Consider the following 16,634-nt stretch of genomic DNA (forward strand, 5'->3'; position numbering starts at 1 on the left):
GGTGGACCGCTACATCTTGGCGGCTCCAAACCGCCAGCCGACTGACAGGAGCTTGAAGTGCCTTCCTTTTCGACCTCGCTGGAACAGGCCATCCACGGCGCGCTCGCGCTGGCCAACGACCATCACCATGAGCTTGCCACGCTCGAGCACCTGTTGCTTGCGCTGACGGAAGAGCCCGATGCCGTCAAGGTGATGCGGGCCTGCAACGTCGATCTGGACGAATTGCGCCGGATGCTGGTCGAGTTCATCGAAGACGACCTGTCGACCCTCATCACCGATGTCGAGGGGTCCGAGGCCGTTCCCACCGCCGCCTTCCAGCGCGTGATCCAGCGCGCGGCGATCCATGTGCAAAGCTCGGGCCGGACCGAGGTGACGGGCGCGAACGTACTGGTCGCCATCTTCGCCGAGCGGGAATCGAACGCCGCCTTCTTCCTGCAGGAACTGGACATGACCCGCTATGACGCGGTGAATTTCATCGCCCATGGCGTGGCCAAGAACCCCTCCTTCTCAGAGAACCGGCCGGTGCAGGGCGCCGAGGGTCAGGAGCAGGCCCAGGCCGAAGCCGCGCCCGCCAAGGACGAGACCGCGCTGGCCAAATATTGCGTGGACCTGAACCGCAAGGCCACCAAGGGCGACGTCGATCCGCTGATCGGCCGCGCCGACGAGGTCGAGCGCTGCATCCAGGTGCTTTGCCGCCGGCGCAAGAACAACCCGCTGCTGGTGGGTGATCCGGGCGTCGGCAAGACCGCCATCGCCGAGGGACTGGCGCTGAAGATCACCCGCGGCGAGACCCCCGACGTGCTGGCCGGCTCGACCATCTTCTCGCTCGACATGGGCGCGCTGCTGGCCGGCACCCGCTATCGCGGCGATTTCGAGGAGCGGCTGAAGGCCGTGGTCAAGGAGCTGGAAGAGCATCCCGACGCCATCCTCTTCATCGACGAGATCCATACCGTGATCGGTGCCGGCGCCACTTCGGGCGGGGCGATGGACGCCTCGAACCTGCTGAAGCCGGCGCTGGCCGGCGGCAAGCTGCGCTGCATGGGCTCGACCACCTACAAGGAGTTCCGCCAGCATTTCGAAAAGGACCGCGCCCTGTCGCGGCGCTTCCAGAAGATCGACGTGAACGAGCCGACCGTGCCCGACGCGATCAAGATCCTGATGGGGCTGAAGCCCAGTTTCGAAAAGCACCACGACCTGCGCTATACCAATGACGCGATCAAGTCGGCGGTGGAACTGGCCAGCCGCTACATCAACGACCGCAAGCTGCCCGACAGCGCCATCGACGTGATCGACGAGGCCGGCGCCGCCCAGCACCTGGTCAGCGAAAGCAAGCGCCGCAAGACCATCGGCCCGAAAGAGATCGAGGCCGTGGTCGCCAAGATCGCCCGCATCCCGCCGAAAAGCGTCTCCAAGGACGATGCGGCGGTGCTGAAGGATCTGGACGCGACGCTGAAGCGCCTGGTCTTTGGCCAGGACGCGGCGATCGAGGCGCTGGCTTCGGCGATCAAGCTGGCGCGCGCCGGCCTGCGCGAGCCGGAAAAGCCGATCGGCAACTATCTCTTCGCCGGCCCCACCGGCGTCGGCAAGACCGAGGTGGCCAAGCAACTCGCATCGTCGCTGGGCGTCGAACTGCTGCGCTTCGACATGTCCGAATACATGGAGAAACACGCGGTCAGCCGGCTGATCGGCGCGCCTCCGGGCTATGTCGGCTTCGACCAGGGCGGTCTGCTGACCGATGGCGTCGACCAGCATCCGCATTGCGTGCTGCTGCTCGACGAGATCGAAAAGGCGCATCCGGATGTCTACAACATCCTGTTGCAGGTCATGGACCACGGCAAGCTGACCGACCACAACGGCCGGCAGGTGGACTTCCGCAACGTGATCCTGATCATGACCTCGAACGCGGGCGCCTCGGACATGCAAAAGGCCGCCATCGGCTTCGGCCGCGAAAAACGCGTGGGCGAGGATACCGCCGCCATCGAGCGCACCTTCACGCCCGAGTTCCGCAACCGGCTGGACGCGATCATCAGCTTCGCCGCCCTGTCGCGCGAGGTGGTGGTCCATGTGGTCGAGAAGTTCGTGCTGCAACTGGAAGCCCAGCTCATCGACCGCGGCGTCCATATCGAACTGACCCCGGAGGCTGCGAACTGGTTGGCCGAAAAGGGCTATGACGAAAACATGGGCGCCCGCCCGCTGGGCCGCGTGATTCAGGAAACGATCAAGAAGCCCTTGGCCGAAGAGCTGCTGTTCGGCCGCCTGACCAAGGGCGGCGTGGTCCGGGTCCGCATCGAGAACGACAAACCGGTCTTCGACATCACCGGCCCTGAAACGCCCAAGATCAGCAGTTCCAAGCCGCCTTTGCTGACGGCCGACTGATCCGCCGATGCATGATTGAAAAGCGGCGCCTACGGGCGCCGCTTTTCACTGTCGCCCCGCCTGCCGTCCCCGAATAGCCAAGGCGTCGGAGGCGCTTTCGGCGCAGGCTTCACCCCTTCGCTCTGCCTTCCCTGATCTTCGCCGCCAGTTCCTTGGCGATGGCAAAGGCGCCCTTGATGCGGTCGGCGTCCCCCGGCCAGTCGCGTAGCACCACGATCTTGTTGTCGGAGACCTTGGCCTGGCCGCGCTGGTCGTGGATGAACTCGACCAGCCCGGCCGGGTTCGGGAACTTGTCGCCGTGGAACTGGATCGTCGCCCCCTTGGGCCCGGCGTCCAGTTTCGAGATATTCGCCCGCTTCGCCATCGCCTTGATGCGGATGACCAGCAGAAGCGTATTCACCTCGCGCGGCAGCGGGCCGAAGCGGTCGATCAGCTCGGCGGCGAAGCCCTCCAGCTCGACCTTGGTGGTCAGCTCGGCCAGCCGGCGATAGAGCCCCAGCCGCACGTCCAGGTCGGGCACATAGCTTTCGGGAATCGTCACCGGCACGCCCAGGTTCAGCTGCGGCGCCCATTCATCCTCGGGCGTGCCCTCGATCTCGCCGGATTTCAGCTTGGCGATGGTCTCCTCCAGCATCTGCTGGTAAAGCTCGAAGCCGACCTCCTTGATATGGCCGGACTGCTCCTCGCCCAGAAGGTTCCCGGCGCCGCGCAGGTCCAGGTCCTGCGAGGCCAGATTGAAGCCCGCACCCAGGCTGTCGATGGCGCCCAGGAACTTCAGCCGCCGCATCGCCTGCGGGGTCAGCGGCACGCGGGGCTTGGTGGTCAGGTAGCAATAGGCCCGCGTTTTCGACCGCCCGACCCGGCCGCGGATCTGGTAAAGCTGCGCCAGGCCGAACATGTCGGCGCGCCAGACCACCATGGTGTTCGCGGTCGGAATATCCAGGCCCGATTCGACGATGGTCGTCGCCAGCAGGACATCGGCGCCGCGGTCGTAGAAGGCGTTCATGCGGCTATCCAGATCGCCGGCCGCCAGCTGGCCATGCGCGACAATCGTGCTGACCTCGGGGACGTGTTCCCGCAGCCATTCCTCGATCTCGGGCAGGTCCGACAGGCGCGGCACGACAAAGAAGCTCTGCCCGCCGCGATATTTCTCGCGCAGCAGAGCCTCGCGGATGGTGACGCTGTCGAACTCGCTGACATAGGTGCGGATCGACAGCCGGTCCACCGGCGGCGTGCCGATGATCGACAGGTCCCGCACCCCGGTCAGCGACAGTTGCAGCGTACGCGGGATCGGCGTCGCGGTCAGGGTCAGGACATGGATGTCGCTGCGCAGCTCCTTCAGCCGCTCCTTGTGGCCGACGCCGAAATGCTGCTCTTCGTCGACGATCAGCAGGCCGAGGTTCTTGAAGCGCACCTGCTTCGCCAGCACGGCATGGGTGCCGACGACGATGTCCACGGTGCCCTCGGCCAAGCCCTTGCGGGTCTCGGCCGCGTCCTTGGCCGAGACGAAGCGCGACAGCGGCCGGACGTTGATCGCGGTGCCGCGGAAGCGCTCGGCAAAGGTGCGGAAATGCTGGCGCGCCAGCAGCGTGGTCGGCGCCACCACGGCGACCTGCCGACCCTGGCTGGCGGCGATGAAGGCCGCGCGCATGGCAACCTCGGTCTTGCCGAAGCCGACGTCGCCCACCACCAGCCGGTCCATCGGCCGGCCGGCGGCCAGGTCCTCGGCCACATCCGAGATCGCCGCCGCCTGGTCCTCGGTCTCGGTATAGGGGAAGCGGGCGGCGAAGCTTTCGACCTCGTGATGCTCGGGCTCCAGCACCGGGGCGGGACGCAACAGGCGTTCGGCCGCGACGCGCATCAGCTTGTCGGCAATCAGCTTGATGCGCTCTTTCAGCCGCGCTTTCCGCGCCTGCCAGGCCCCGCCGCCCAGCTTGTCCAAGAGGCCTTCCTCATGGCCATAGCGGCTGAGCAGCTCGATGTTCTCGACCGGCAGATACAGCCGGTCGCCGCCGGCATATTCGATGGCGACGCAGTCATGCGGCACCTTCAGCGCCATCACGGTCTCGAGCCCGGTATAGCGGCCGATGCCATGCTCGACATGCACCACCAGGTCGCCGGGGGTCAGCGTTGTGGTGTCGCGCAGGAAATTCTCGGCCTTGCGCTTGCGCTTCGCGCCGCGGATCAGCCGGTCGCCCAGCACGTCCTGTTCCGAGATCACCGCCAGCGGCCCGGTCGCCGCACCCTCCGAGGTGAACCCTTCCTCCAGCGGCCAGACCGCCAGCCCCAGCGCGCCGGGCGTGCCGGGCAGGTCGCGCAGATCGGCGATGGGCTTTGCGCCCTCAACCCCCTCGTCGGCGATCAGCCCGGCCAGGCGTTCGCGGGCACCTTCGGAGAAGCTCGCGACCACGACGCGATGCGTGGCTTGAAGTTTTCGAATATGCTCCGACAGAGCTTTGAACAGGTTTCCCTTTTCGGCCTGCCGCTCGGGTGCGAAATTGCGCCCGACCCGGCCGCCCGCATCCAGCACGCCCGGCCCGGGCGGCTGCGGCAGCACCGAGAGCCGCAGCAGGCGATGCGCGGCAAGCCAGCGCTTCCACTCGGCCTCGTCGGGGAACATTTCCGAGGGCGGCACCGGACGATAGACTGTATCGGTGCCCCCCTTGCGGGCCAGCGCCTCGCGCCGGGCCTCGAATTGCTCGGCGATGGTATGTGCGCGCGCGTCGCGGACTTGGTCCAGGTGGTCGTCCGCCACCACCGCGGCCCCGGGCAGATAATCGAAGAGGCTCTCCAGCCCGGCGTGGAACCAGGGCAGCCAATGCTCCATCCCGGCCATCTTGCGCCCGGCGCTGATGCCTTCATAAAGCGGGTCGTTCGACGCGGCGCCATATTCAGCGCGGTAGTTCTGGCGGAACCGGGTGATCGCGGCTTCGTCCAGGATCACCTCGGACATCGGCGCCAGCTCGACATGATCGAGCTTTTCTGTGGAACGCTGTGATTCCACGTCGAAACGCCGCGCGCCTTCCAGCACGTCGCCGAACATGTCCAGCCGGATCGGTCCCGAATCGCCCGGCGGATAGATGTCGATGATGCCGCCGCGCACGGCGAAATCGCCGGGCTCGGTCACGGTGGGCGATTGCGAAAAGCCCATGCGGGCCAGATAGGCGCGCAAGGCACTCTCGTCCATGCGGTTGCCCACGGTGGCCGAGAAGCTGGCCCCGCGCAGCGCCGCGCGCGGCGGCACCCGCTGCATCGCGGCCGAAAGCGTGGTCAGCAGGATGAAAGGCCCCTTCAGCGCACCATGCGCCAAGGCCGTCAGCACCGCCACGCGCGCGGCCATCACCCCGCCGGCGGGCGACACGCGGTCGTAAGGCGTAGTGTCCCAGGCCGGGAATTCCAGCACCACGGCTTGCGGAGCGAAAAACCCCAGCGCGGCGCGCATCGCCGCCATGCGGCGGTCGTCGCGGGCGATGTGGATGACGGGCTGGCCGCGCGACAGTTCGCGCGCGATCAGGGCGGCGTCCATGCCCTCGGGCGCGCCGGAAAGGATCAGGTGTTCGGGATGCGCTGACATGGCCCGTCAGGTAAAGCCGGCGCGGGCAGAGTCAACCCCGGCTAGAAGCCATAGGGATGCGCAAGCATCCAGGCCGCGCCGTAGAACGCCGTCACGGCCACCGACAGGACCGAGATCGCCAGCCCGACCCGGCGGTGGTGGCGCAGAAGCCGCGCCGCCTCGGCCCCGGCCTCGTTCACCGGCTGGCCGATCTCGGCCCGGGCCAGCACCGCGCCCAGCCGGCGCGCCAGCCGCAGGTCCAGCGCGAAAAGCCCGGCGAAGGGCAGGATCAGCAGCACCAGCGCCTGCGCCATTTCCAGCCCATAGCCGAAACCCAGCACCGCCAGCGTGCTGACCAGAAAGGCGCCGATGCCCAGCAGCACCGCCCCCTCGCGCGGGCCAAGTTGCCAGCGCGGCAGCGTCAGGGACAGCCAGTCCAGCAGTGTCAGTGCCGCCGGATCGTCCTCGGCACCCGCCCCGCCCCGGCCGGCGGCTGCGATCACGTCCGAGGGCACGCCCAGGCTGCGGCGGCCGGCCATGGTCCAGGCCAGCGTCAGGATCACCCAGAACCAGATCGAGCCGAAGGACCGGCTGTCCAGCAGGGCGAGGATGGCCTCGGCTCCGGGCACGCACATCTCCCTCGTGCAAACTGCGCGAGGGGCAAACTAACCGCGCGCAACCGAAAGGGAAACCGGGATTTTTCGGCACCTCGCGTCCCCGGCGGCGCGGTGTTTCCGTTTTCCAAATACCCGAAATCCCGACTGCGCCGCCGGCACGGGGGTTGCGCAGCGAACGCCCCGGGTGCAGTTTCCCGCCCGAGCCAGCATGCAAGAGGCCGCCATGTCCCCGACCCCGATCGTCGCCCCCTTCCCGATGACCCGCCTGCGCCGCTTGCGCCGCACCCCGGCGCTACGCGCGCTGACGACCGAGGTGAACCTGACCGCCGCCAACCTGATCTGGCCGATCTTCGTCACCGAGATCGAGGGCGGCGCCGGCGAGATCGCCTCGATGCCCGGGGTCGAGCGACTGACGCTGGACGGCGCCAAGCGCGCGGCGGAAACCGCGATGCGGCTGGGCATCCCGGCCGTCTGCATCTTTCCGCATTCCGACCCGGGACTTAAGACGGAAACTTGCGAGCGCGCCTGGGACCCCGACAATATCGGCAACCGCGCCATCCGCGCCATCAAGCAGGTCGCGCCGGAACTGGCGGTGATGACCGACATCGCGCTGGATCCCTACAACGCCAACGGCCACGACGGGCTGGTCCGGGACGGCGTGATCCTGAACGACGAAACCATCGAGGCGCTCGGCCGCATGGCGCTGATCCAGGCCGAGGCCGGGGCGGATATTCTGGGTCCCTCGGACATGATGGACGGGCGCATCGGCGCGCTGCGCGGGCTGCTGGAGGATCACGGCCACAAGGACGTGGCGATCCTGTCCTACGCGGCGAAATACGCCAGCGGCTTCTATGGCCCGTTCCGGGACGCGGTCGGCGCCTCGGGGCGGCTGGTCGGCGACAAGAAAACCTATCAGATCAACCCGGCCAACCGCGACGAGGCGATGCGCTGCGTCGCCCGCGACCTGGCCGAGGGCGCCGACATGGTCATGGTCAAGCCCGGCATGCCCTATCTGGACATCTGCCGCATGGTCCGCGACCAGTTCGCGGCGCCGACCTTTGCCTATCAGGTCAGCGGCGAATACGCGATGCTGGAGGGCGCGATCCGCAACGGCTGGCTGTCGCGCGACGTGGTCATCGAAAGCCTGCTGGCCTTCCGCCGCGCCGGCTGCGACGGCATCCTGACCTATTACGCGCCGCAGGTGGCCGAAAGGCTGGCCTAGGGGGCGAAAGCCGCTTATCATCCCGGCCTCAAAGGGCGGGACAGCCGCCGGTCAAGGGACGAGGCAAAGAATGATCGATTTCAATATGGTTAGCAGGCGCCTTGTGCTTCTGGGCGGGGCGGCGCTGGCTTTGGCCGGCTGCTCTAACGCGGTCGGGCAGGATGCGCCTTCGCGGCTGGACGCGCGGGTGGACGCGACGCGCAACTTCCTGCTGCAGACCTATCCCGCCACCGCGCCGATGGTGCAGAACGCCAAGGGCGTGCTCTACATGCCGCTGATGACCGAGGCCGGTTTCGGCGTCGGCGGCGCCTATGGCCAGGGTGCGCTGCGCATCAACAACGTGACGGTGGATTATTATTCCGCCACCCAGGCCAGCGTCGGCTTCCAGATCGGCGCCCAGCAATATGCCCATGTGCTGATCTTCCAGACCGACGCGGCGCTGGCCGATTTCCGCAAGGCCTCCGGCTGGGTGGCCGAGGCGGGGGCCTATTACGCCCTGCCCGCCGGCGGCGTCTCGATGGGGACCGACACCATCACCTCCCAGCAGCCGGTCGTGGCCATGGTCTTCGGCCAGTCCGGGCTGATGGCGGGCGCCTCGATCGCCGGGACGAAATACACCCGGATCATCCCCTCGACCTTCTGAGCCACCTTCGAGGCCCATGAAAAAGCCGGGCGCCCTGCCCGGCCCTTTGCCTCATGCCGCCTGCGACGGCGATCAACTGCCGTGGATGACACGGACGTAGTTCCTGGTCTCGCGATAGGGCGGCACGCCGCCGTATTTCGCCACCGCCGCAGGACCGGCGTTATAGGCCGCCAGCGCCAGCCGCCAGCTGCCGAAGGTGTTGTACATCATGCGCAGGTAGCGCGCCCCGCCTTCCAGATTCTGGATCGGATCGCCCGGATCGACGCCCAGCTTGGCCGCCGTCCCGGGCATCAGCTGCGCCAGCCCGCGAGCCCCCTTGTGCGAGCGCGCCGAGGGATTCCAGCCCGATTCCTGCTGCACGAGGCGCAGGAAAAGGTCCTCGGGCACGCCATGCTTGCGCGCCATGGCCTTGGCATGGGGCAGATACTGGCTGCGGCGGTTGCCGCGATAAGCGGGAATCGCGGTGGGGATGTCCAGCTCGACCACGCTTTTCGTCGAGGTGCCGCCGGGACGCAGCCGCGCCGATTGCTGGTATTGGCCCGACAGGCGCGAATCCATCAGCCGGGTCTGCCGCTCGAACTGGGCAAGCCGCGACTTGCCGCTTTTCACCTGCAGCCGCAGCCCGTCGGCCGAGGCAGGCGCCGCCAGCCCGGCCGAAATCGTCAGCGCCAGAACCGCCCGGCCCAGCCCGCGCAACATCGCCCGTTCGCGTGAAAGCATCTCTGGTCCCTCATGCATGCCGTGTTCTTTTTTGCAGGCACTATACCGCAAAGGCCGGCGGGCACCGCAACAGGATTTTAACCTTTTCACCATCGGCGGATTTCCGCCGAAGACGGCGGGCAGCGGCCGGCCTTGCATTCCGCTTGCCCCGCCGGGCCGTGACACGCTAAACCCGCGCGCAGCACGAATGCAACGAAAGGGGCCGGCAGCATGGCAGGCAGCGTGAACAAGGTCATCCTGGTCGGCAATCTGGGCCAAGACCCGGAGGTCCGCACCTTCCCCAGCGGCGGCAAGGTCGCCAACCTGCGCATCGCCACGTCCGAGACGTGGAAGGACCGCAACACCGGCGAGCGCAAGGAACGGACCGAGTGGCACACCGTCGCCATCTATTCCGAGCCGCTGGTCCGCGTCGCCGAGCAATTCCTGCGCAAGGGCTCCAAGGTCTATGTCGAGGGCCAGCTGGAAACCCGCAAATGGCAGGACCAGAGCGGCAACGACCGTTATGCGACCGAGGTCGCCCTGCGTCCCTTCCGCAGCGAATTGCACATGCTCGACGGCCGCGGCGGCGGGGGCGGCGGGCGCAGCGATGACAGCTATGGCGGCGGCGGTTACGGCGGCGGCTCGTCGGGCGGCGGCTATGGCGGCGGCTCCGGCGGAAACGCGGGCGGCGGCGGGCAATCCTCGCAGGGCCGGCCCGATTTCGACGACGACATCCCCTTCTGATCCGATCCCGATCCCGGCCCGCAAGGCCGGGATATTCCGTTCCCCCTGCGCGCCTGGCGCGATTGCGCCGCTTCGATCTGGATTCATCTATTCGCGCAATCTGGCTCTATCGCTCCGCTCCGTTCGGGCGCAGTCAGGGGGATAAAGTCCTATCTGCAGGAGTCCCGGCCATGACGCTCGATCTGAACCCCAACGACATGTCGCAGGTGGTCGCCGCCGACCGCAACCATGTCTGGCACCACCTCAGCCAGCACAAGCAATACGAAAGCATCGACCCGCGCGTCTTCGTCGAGGGCAAGGGAATGCGGCTTTGGGACGCCACCGGGCGCGAGTTCCTAGACGCGGTCTCGGGCGGGGTCTGGACGGTGAACGTGGGCTATGGCCGCGAAAGCATCGCCGATGCGATCCGCGACCAGTTGGTCAAGCTGAACTATTACGCCGGTGCGGCCGGCACCGTGCCGGGCGCGATCTTCGCCCAGAAGCTGATCGAGAAGATGCCGGGCATGAGCCGGGTCTATTACTCGAACTCGGGCTCCGAGGCGAACGAGAAGGTCTACAAGATGGTGCGCCAGATCGCGGCCCGCCATCACGGCGGCAAGAAGTGGAAGATCCTGTATCGCGACCGCGACTATCACGGCACCACCATCGCCACGCTGGCGACCTCGGGCCAGGACCAGCGCGCCATCGCCTACGGCCCCTTCCCCGACGGTTTCGTGCGGGTGCCACATTGTCTGGAATACCGCAAGCAGTGGGACGTCGAGAATTACGGCGAGCGCGCCGCCGACGCCATCGAGGAGGTGATCCTGCGCGAGGGCCCCGACACCGTCGGCTGCCTGGTGCTGGAGCCGGTGACCGCCGGCGGCGGCGTCATCACCCCGCCCGAGGGCTATTGGCAGCGCGTGCAGGAGATCTGCCGCAAATACGACATCCTCTTGCATATCGACGAGGTGGTCTGCGGGCTCGGCCGCACCGGCGCCTGGTTCGGCTATCAGCATTACGGCGTCGAGCCGGATTTCGTCACCATGGCCAAGGGCGTCGCCTCGGGCTATGCGGCGATTTCCTGCACCGTAACCACCGAGCGCGTCTTCGAGATGTTCAAGGACGCGCCCGAGGACGGCATGAGCTTCTTCCGCGACATCTCGACCTTCGGCGGCTGCACCTCGGGGCCGGTGGCGGCGATCGAGAACATGCGCATCATCGAGGACGAGAAGCTTCTGGAAAACACCGTTGCCATGGGCAACCGGATGCTGGACAACCTGACCACGCTGATGGACAAGCATGCCGTCATCGGCGACGTGCGCGGCAAGGGGCTGTTCTGCGGCGCCGAGCTGGTCTCGGACCGCGCCGGCAAGGAGCCGATGGACGAGAAGAAGGTGCAGGCCGTGGTCGCCGAATGCCTGGCGCAGGGCGTCATCATCGGCGCCACCAACCGCTCGCTGCCCGGTTTCAACAACACGCTCTGCCTGTCGCCGGCGCTGATCGCCACCGCGGACGACATCGACGGCATCACCGACAGCATCGACCGGGCGCTGACCAAGGTCTTCGGCTGAGCCCTTGATCCGCGGCGGCATCGCGGGCTGCCTCGGCCCGCCATCGCCGCGGATCACCATATCGATCCCCCACGCCTTCTCCCTGGACCATACCGCCGCAGGTGCAGCTGCGACGTCAGATCATCGACGCGGTGACGGTTGCCGCCTTCGTCCGGCGGAAACTGCCCTCGACCCGCACACCGGCCCGGCACCTGAACGTGGCGCACGGTGACGGTGACGCCGGCCTTTGCGGAACGGGTATCGACCGACGATCTCGCTAACCGCGACCGCGCCGAAGATTTCATCTCGGACGCCATCGAGCGGCATCTGGAACCCGAGCCGTCCCCGGTCAGGTCGCGATTCGACCGCGACCGCCGGCTCGAGGGGCGTTTCGGACACGCCCGGCACCAGGACCGCGCGCCTGGCGCCGCTTCGCCTATCCCTTCGTCTATGGCCAAGGCCAACCGGGCGCTGGCGGATCACGCCGCCTGGCGCGACTGAGGCATGCGCGCACTGGGCCGACACGAATTTCGATGTCGCCACCGGCAATTTCCGCGACACCGACGACCCGGCGGTGGTCGAACACATTGCCATATCCTGCCCCGGCGCGGCATAAATGCCGGACACGCCGAGACCCTGCTGACCATGGGGACGCAGAACGCGCTGCGGCTGGTGGCGCAAGAGCTACGGGCCCCTAACGCCGCCCGTGCTGTCGATGCCCCTATCTCGGCCGGGGTGAGATCCTGCTGGCCAGAGATGCCCGCATCCTGCCGGTGCCGGTCGATGCCAGCGGCCTGCCGCCCGATGCCGCCTCGCCCGGCGTGGCTGCGGTCTTTACCAGCGCCAGCCACCAATGTCCCGCATGCCGCTGGCCCGCCGCAAGGAACTGCTGGCGCGGGCCGGGGCACAAGGCTTTGCGGTGGTCGAGGGCGATTACGAATTTTCGCCCGCGCCTTCGCCCGCGCTCAAGGCCATCGATCGGGTCGGGCGGTAATCTATATCGGCTCCTTCTCGAAATCAGTGTTTCCGGGGGCGCTGCTTGGCTAATCTGGCGGCCGACCTGCATTTTATCACCGAGGCACGCGCAGCATGGTGCTGCGCCACCCGCCCGGCGATATGCAACGGACGCTCGCGCATTTCCTGTCGCTGGGTCACTACGATACGCAGGGCAACCGCATGCGCCGTGCCTTTGCCCGCCTGCGCGAGGCGATGTTCGCGGCCATCGCGCATCGCGGGCTGTGGCTGGTCTCTCCACGCGGGCGGCTCCAGCTTCTGGCTGGCGACGCCCGAAGGCAGCGGATCGTAGGCGCTGGCGAAAATCCTGAAAACCCGCGACTTGCTGATCCAGCCGGGCACACTCTTCTCTGGCCATCCAATCCAGGACGAGCGGTTCGTCCGGCTGGCCTTTTCCTCGATCTCGGCCGAGCGTATCCCAAGGACCGGCGCCGCATCGCCGCCGCCGTAGCCGAATCCGACGGCCGCTGGTGCTGCGGCCGCGACCCATGGTCACAGCCGGCCGCGCGGCCGCCCTGCGTGAGCGGATCGTAACATTCTGAAACGAATTTCTTTCCAGATGCCGCAGGACAACCCCTGCACATCCGCGCCGCGAGGACGGCCGTTGGTGCGGCATCGCCGCCAAATCCCGGCAAAATTTGGCAAAACCTGCGCCCTTGCGCCTTGCGGGGGCGGAATGATAGACCGGGAAAAAGTTCGACGAAGGGCGCCGCCCGCCGTGAGCGGCGACCATGACACAACCGCCGGCCAAGGGGACGAAACAGGGATGACGATGACGAAGACCAGCTTTGACAAGAACGATCTGCTGGCCTGCGCCCGTGGCGAGTTGTTCGGCCCCGGCAATGCCCAATTGCCCGAGCCGCCCATGCTGATGATGGACCGCATCACCGACATCTCGGCCGACGGCGGATCGCATGGCAAGGGCCATGTCACCGCCGAATTCGACATCACCCCCGACCTCTGGTTCTTCGCCTGCCACTTCCCCGGCAACCCGATCATGCCCGGCTGCCTCGGCCTCGACGGGCTGTGGCAGCTGACCGGCTTCAACCTGGGCTGGCGGGGCTGGCAGGGGCGCGGCTACGCGCTCGGCGTGGGCGAGGTCAAGCTGACCGGCATGGTCCGCCCCGACCGCAAGCTGCTGCGCTATCACGTCGATTTCACCAAGGCGGTCCAGACCCGCCGGCTGACCATGGGCGTCGCCGACGGCCGGGTCGAGGCCGACGGCGAAACCATCTACGAGGTCAAGGACATGAAGGTGGCCCTGTCGGCCGCCTGACCCATGAACAAGGAGCACGCCATGCGCCGTGTCGTCATCACCGGGCTGGGCATCGTCTCTCCCATCGGCAACAATGCCGCCGAAGTCACCGACAGCCTGCGCGCGGGCCGCTCGGGGATCGTCTTCGCCCCCGAATACGCCGAATACGGGTTCCGCAGCCAGGTCCACGGCATGCCGCAGATCGTGCTCGAGGACCATGTCGACAAGCGCAACCTGCGCTTCATGGGACCCGGCGCGGCCTATAACTTCATCGCCATGGAACAGGCCATCGCCGATGCCGGCCTTGCCGCCGAGGATGTCTCGAACGAGCGCACCGGCCTGGTCATGGGCTCGGGCGGTCCCTCGACCTCGAACCTGTTCGACGCGCATCGCATCGTCATCGAGAAGGGGGCACCCAAGCGCATGGGCCCGTTCATGGTCACGCGCTGCATGTCCTCGACCAATTCGGCCTGCCTGGCCACGCCCTTCAAGATCAAGGGCGTGAACTATTCCATCACCTCGGCCTGCTCGACCTCGGCTCATTGCGTCGGCAACGGCACCGAGATGATCCAGATGGGCAAGCAGGACATCGTCTTCGCCGGCGGCGGCGAGGAACTGGACTGGACGCTCAGCTGCCTCTTCGACGCCATGGGCGCGATGTCGTCGAAATACAACGACACGCCGCAGACCGCCTCGCGCCCCTTCGACGCCACCCGCGACGGCTTCGTCATCGCCGGCGGTGCCGGGGTCGTGGTGCTGGAGGAGCTGGGCCACGCGCTGGCCCGCGGGGCCAAGATCTATGCCGAGGTCACCGGTTACGGCGCGACCAGCGACGGCTATGACATGGTCGCCCCTTCCGGCGAGGGCGGCGAACGCGCGATGCGGCTGGCGCTGTCCACCCTGCCCGAGGATCGCCGCGTCAGCTATGTGAACGCTCATGGCACCTCGACCCCGGTCGGCGACGTGGGCGAGATCAAGGCGCTGCGCCGGGTCTTCGGCGAGGGCGCGGTGCCGCCGGTGTCCTCGACCAAGTCGCTGACCGGCCATTCGCTGGGCGCGACCGGCGTGCATGAGGCGATCTATTCGCTCTTGATGATGCAGAACGGCTTCATCGCCGCCTCGGCCAACATCACCGAGCTGGACCCCGAGATCCGGCCCGAGGAAGTGGCCCGGACGCGCGTTGACGATGTGGATTTCGATACGGTCCTTTCCAACAGTTTCGGCTTCGGCGGCACCAATGCGACCCTGGTCCTGTCGAAATACCGCGAATAAGCCAAGAAAAGGTTAAGCCATGGGCGATTTGATGAAGGGAAAGCGCGGCCTGGTGATGGGGGTCGCGAATGACCGCTCGATCGCCTGGGGCATCGCCAAGGCGCTGGCCGACCAGGGTGCCGAGCTGGCCTTTTCCTACCAGGGCGAGGCCTTCTGCAAGCGGGTCGAGCCGCTGGCGCAGTCGCTGGGCTCGGATTTCCTGATGGATGTCGACGTGCTGAACGACGAATCGCTGGACGCGGCCTTTGCCCAGATCGGAGAGCGCTGGGGCGGGCTGGATTTCCTGGTCCATGCCGTGGCCTTTTCCGACAAGAACGAGCTGACCGGGCGGTTCATCAACACCACACGCGACAACTTTAAGAATTCCTTGACGATTTCCTGCTATTCGCTGATCGACCTGGCCCGGCGGGCCCAGCCCCTGATGACGAATGGCGGCTCGATCATCACGCTGACCTATGCCGGCTCGAACCGGGTCACGCCGTTTTACAATGTCATGGGGGTGGCCAAGGCCGCATTGGAATCGTCCGTCCGCTATCTTGCCAACGACCTCGGCCCCGACGGGATCCGCGTCAACGCGATCAGCCCGGGACCGATGAAGACCCTGGCCGGCGCGGCCATCGGCGGCGCCCGCAAGACCTATCGCCATACCGAGGCGAATGCGCCCCTGCGCGCCAATGCCACGCTGGAGGCCATCGGCGGCACGGCGGTCTGGCTGTGCTCGGAATGGGGGGCCTGCACCACCGGCGAGATCGTTCTGGTCGACGGCGGCTATCACGTCCTCGGGATGCCGCAGTCGGAAAACCTGTGATGCCGGCCCGGTTCCAGGCCGAGGACGGCGCCAGCCTGGCCTATCGCGACGAAGGCCAGGGGCTGCCGGTGCTGGCGCTGTCCGGGCTGACCCGGACCGGGCGGGATTTCGATTATGTCGCGCCGCATCTGGACGGGGTGCGGCTGATCCGGCCGGATTATCGCGGCCGCGGCGGTTCGGAATGGACCGGGGCGGAAAGCTATAGCGTGCCGCAAGAGGCAAGGGACGCGCTGGCGCTGCTGGATCATCTGGGCATCGAAAAGGCTGCGGTGCTGGGCACCTCGCGCGGCGCCATCATCGGCATGCTGCTGGCGGCGACCGCGCATGACCGGCTGCTGGGCCTGTGCCTGAACGACGTCGGGCCCGTGCTGCAACGCGAGGGCCTTGAAAAGATCTTCGACTATATCGGCCGCAATCCCGCCGGCCGCAGCCTTGCCGACCTGGCGCAGCGGCTGCCGCTGGCCATGCCCGGCTTTGCCCATGTCCCCGCCAGTCGTTGGCTGGAAGAGGTCCAGCGACATTATGTCGAAACGCCCGAAGGCCTGCGCATCAACTACGACCCCGCGTTGCGCGACTCCTTCCTGGCCGCCTTCGATGGGACCCCGCCGGATCTGTGGCCGCTGTTCGATGCGGCGCAAGACCTGCCGCTGGCCCTGATCCGCGGCGCCAACTCGGAGCTGCTTTCGGCCGAGACGGCAGCCGAGATGTGCCGCCGCCGCCCCGACATGATCTTTGCCGAGGTCCCGGACCGGGGGCACGTCCCCTATCTGGACGAGCCGGAATCGCTGCGCGCGATCCACGCCTGGCTGGCACGGATGCGCTAGCAGCCTGCTGAAAAAAAGCGACGCGACACCATGGACAGAAAGCGGGAGGATCACCTCGTACCGCTCGCAAATTGGCCT

At 67.2% G+C, this 16,634-nt stretch carries 15 protein-coding genes; 12 read left to right on the forward strand and 3 right to left on the reverse strand.

Annotation, left to right across the window (positions count from 1 at the left end; genetic code table 11):
* Positions 1-57 precede the first annotated feature (57 nt).
* Positions 58-2,376 (forward strand): ATP-dependent Clp protease ATP-binding subunit ClpA, encoded by a 2,319-nt coding sequence (clpA, locus tag JCM7685_RS09675; protein WP_074968045.1) that lies wholly within the window; start codon positions 58-60, stop codon positions 2,374-2,376.
* Between the two features lie 109 nt (positions 2,377-2,485).
* On the opposite strand, the gene mfd is transcribed toward clpA, so the two are convergent.
* Together mfd and JCM7685_RS09685 are read right to left on the reverse strand one after the other, a co-directional pair.
* On the reverse strand, positions 2,486-5,950 hold the full coding sequence (gene mfd, locus JCM7685_RS09680) for a transcription-repair coupling factor (RefSeq protein WP_074968043.1): 3,465 nt from the start codon (positions 5,948-5,950) through the stop codon (positions 2,486-2,488).
* A gap of 41 nt (positions 5,951-5,991) precedes the next feature.
* On the reverse strand, positions 5,992-6,558 hold the full coding sequence (locus tag JCM7685_RS09685; protein ID WP_074968078.1) for a hypothetical protein: 567 nt from the start codon (positions 6,556-6,558) through the stop codon (positions 5,992-5,994).
* A gap of 211 nt (positions 6,559-6,769) precedes the next feature.
* Here JCM7685_RS09685 and hemB point away from each other — a divergent pair, with 211 nt between their 5' ends.
* On the forward strand, positions 6,770-7,768 hold the full coding sequence (gene hemB / locus JCM7685_RS09690; RefSeq protein ID WP_074968041.1) for a porphobilinogen synthase: 999 nt from the start codon (positions 6,770-6,772) through the stop codon (positions 7,766-7,768).
* Between the two features lie 70 nt (positions 7,769-7,838).
* Positions 7,839-8,411, forward strand: a complete 573-nt coding sequence (locus tag JCM7685_RS09695; protein ID WP_074968039.1) for a lipid-binding SYLF domain-containing protein — start codon at positions 7,839-7,841, stop codon at positions 8,409-8,411.
* Positions 8,412-8,483: 72 nt separating this feature from the next.
* Here the strand turns inward: JCM7685_RS09695 and JCM7685_RS09700 are convergent, their stop codons facing one another.
* Entirely contained in the window at positions 8,484-9,131 is a 648-nt protein-coding gene (locus tag JCM7685_RS09700) for a lytic transglycosylase domain-containing protein (RefSeq protein WP_074968037.1), read from the reverse strand.
* Positions 9,132-9,341: 210 nt separating this feature from the next.
* On the opposite strand from JCM7685_RS09700, the gene ssb reads away from it, so the two are divergent.
* The 9 genes from ssb to JCM7685_RS09735 all read left to right on the forward strand — a co-directional run bounded on the left by ssb (position 9,342) and on the right by JCM7685_RS09735 (position 16,556).
* A complete protein-coding gene (gene ssb / locus JCM7685_RS09705) occupies positions 9,342-9,854 on the forward strand; it encodes a single-stranded DNA-binding protein (RefSeq protein ID WP_074968035.1) in 513 nt (170 codons plus the stop codon).
* 170 nt (positions 9,855-10,024) lie between these two features.
* Positions 10,025-11,404, forward strand: coding sequence for a hypotaurine--pyruvate aminotransferase Tpa (gene tpa, locus JCM7685_RS09710; protein ID WP_074968033.1), 1,380 nt, complete (start codon positions 10,025-10,027; stop codon positions 11,402-11,404).
* 207 nt (positions 11,405-11,611) lie between these two features.
* Positions 11,612-11,884 carry a hypothetical protein gene (locus JCM7685_RS20030; protein WP_197701045.1) on the forward strand — a complete coding sequence of 91 codons (273 nt, stop codon included), beginning with the start codon at positions 11,612-11,614 and terminating at the stop codon, positions 11,882-11,884.
* A gap of 352 nt (positions 11,885-12,236) precedes the next feature.
* A complete protein-coding gene (locus JCM7685_RS20035; RefSeq protein ID WP_197701046.1) occupies positions 12,237-12,377 on the forward strand; it encodes a hypothetical protein in 141 nt (46 codons plus the stop codon).
* Between the two features lie 95 nt (positions 12,378-12,472).
* Positions 12,473-12,931: a hypothetical protein gene (locus JCM7685_RS20040; protein ID WP_197701047.1), complete on the forward strand. Its 459-nt coding sequence runs from the start codon at positions 12,473-12,475 to the stop codon at positions 12,929-12,931.
* Between the two features lie 232 nt (positions 12,932-13,163).
* Positions 13,164-13,673 carry a bifunctional 3-hydroxydecanoyl-ACP dehydratase/trans-2-decenoyl-ACP isomerase gene (gene fabA / locus JCM7685_RS09720; RefSeq protein ID WP_074968031.1) on the forward strand — a complete coding sequence of 170 codons (510 nt, stop codon included), beginning with the start codon at positions 13,164-13,166 and terminating at the stop codon, positions 13,671-13,673.
* Between the two features lie 21 nt (positions 13,674-13,694).
* Positions 13,695-14,924, forward strand: coding sequence for a beta-ketoacyl-ACP synthase I (gene fabB, locus JCM7685_RS09725; protein ID WP_074968076.1), 1,230 nt, complete (start codon positions 13,695-13,697; stop codon positions 14,922-14,924).
* 19 nt (positions 14,925-14,943) lie between these two features.
* Positions 14,944-15,732 (forward strand): enoyl-ACP reductase FabI, encoded by a 789-nt coding sequence (locus tag JCM7685_RS09730; protein ID WP_074968029.1) that lies wholly within the window; start codon positions 14,944-14,946, stop codon positions 15,730-15,732.
* On the forward strand, positions 15,732-16,556 hold the full coding sequence (locus JCM7685_RS09735; protein ID WP_074968027.1) for an alpha/beta fold hydrolase: 825 nt from the start codon (positions 15,732-15,734) through the stop codon (positions 16,554-16,556). Before JCM7685_RS09730 ends, JCM7685_RS09735 begins: the two co-directional genes overlap by 1 nt.
* Positions 16,557-16,634: the final 78 nt, after the last annotated feature.

Source organism: Paracoccus aminovorans (assembly GCF_900005615.1).
GTDB classification, from domain to species: Bacteria; Pseudomonadota; Alphaproteobacteria; order Rhodobacterales; family Rhodobacteraceae; genus Paracoccus; species Paracoccus aminovorans.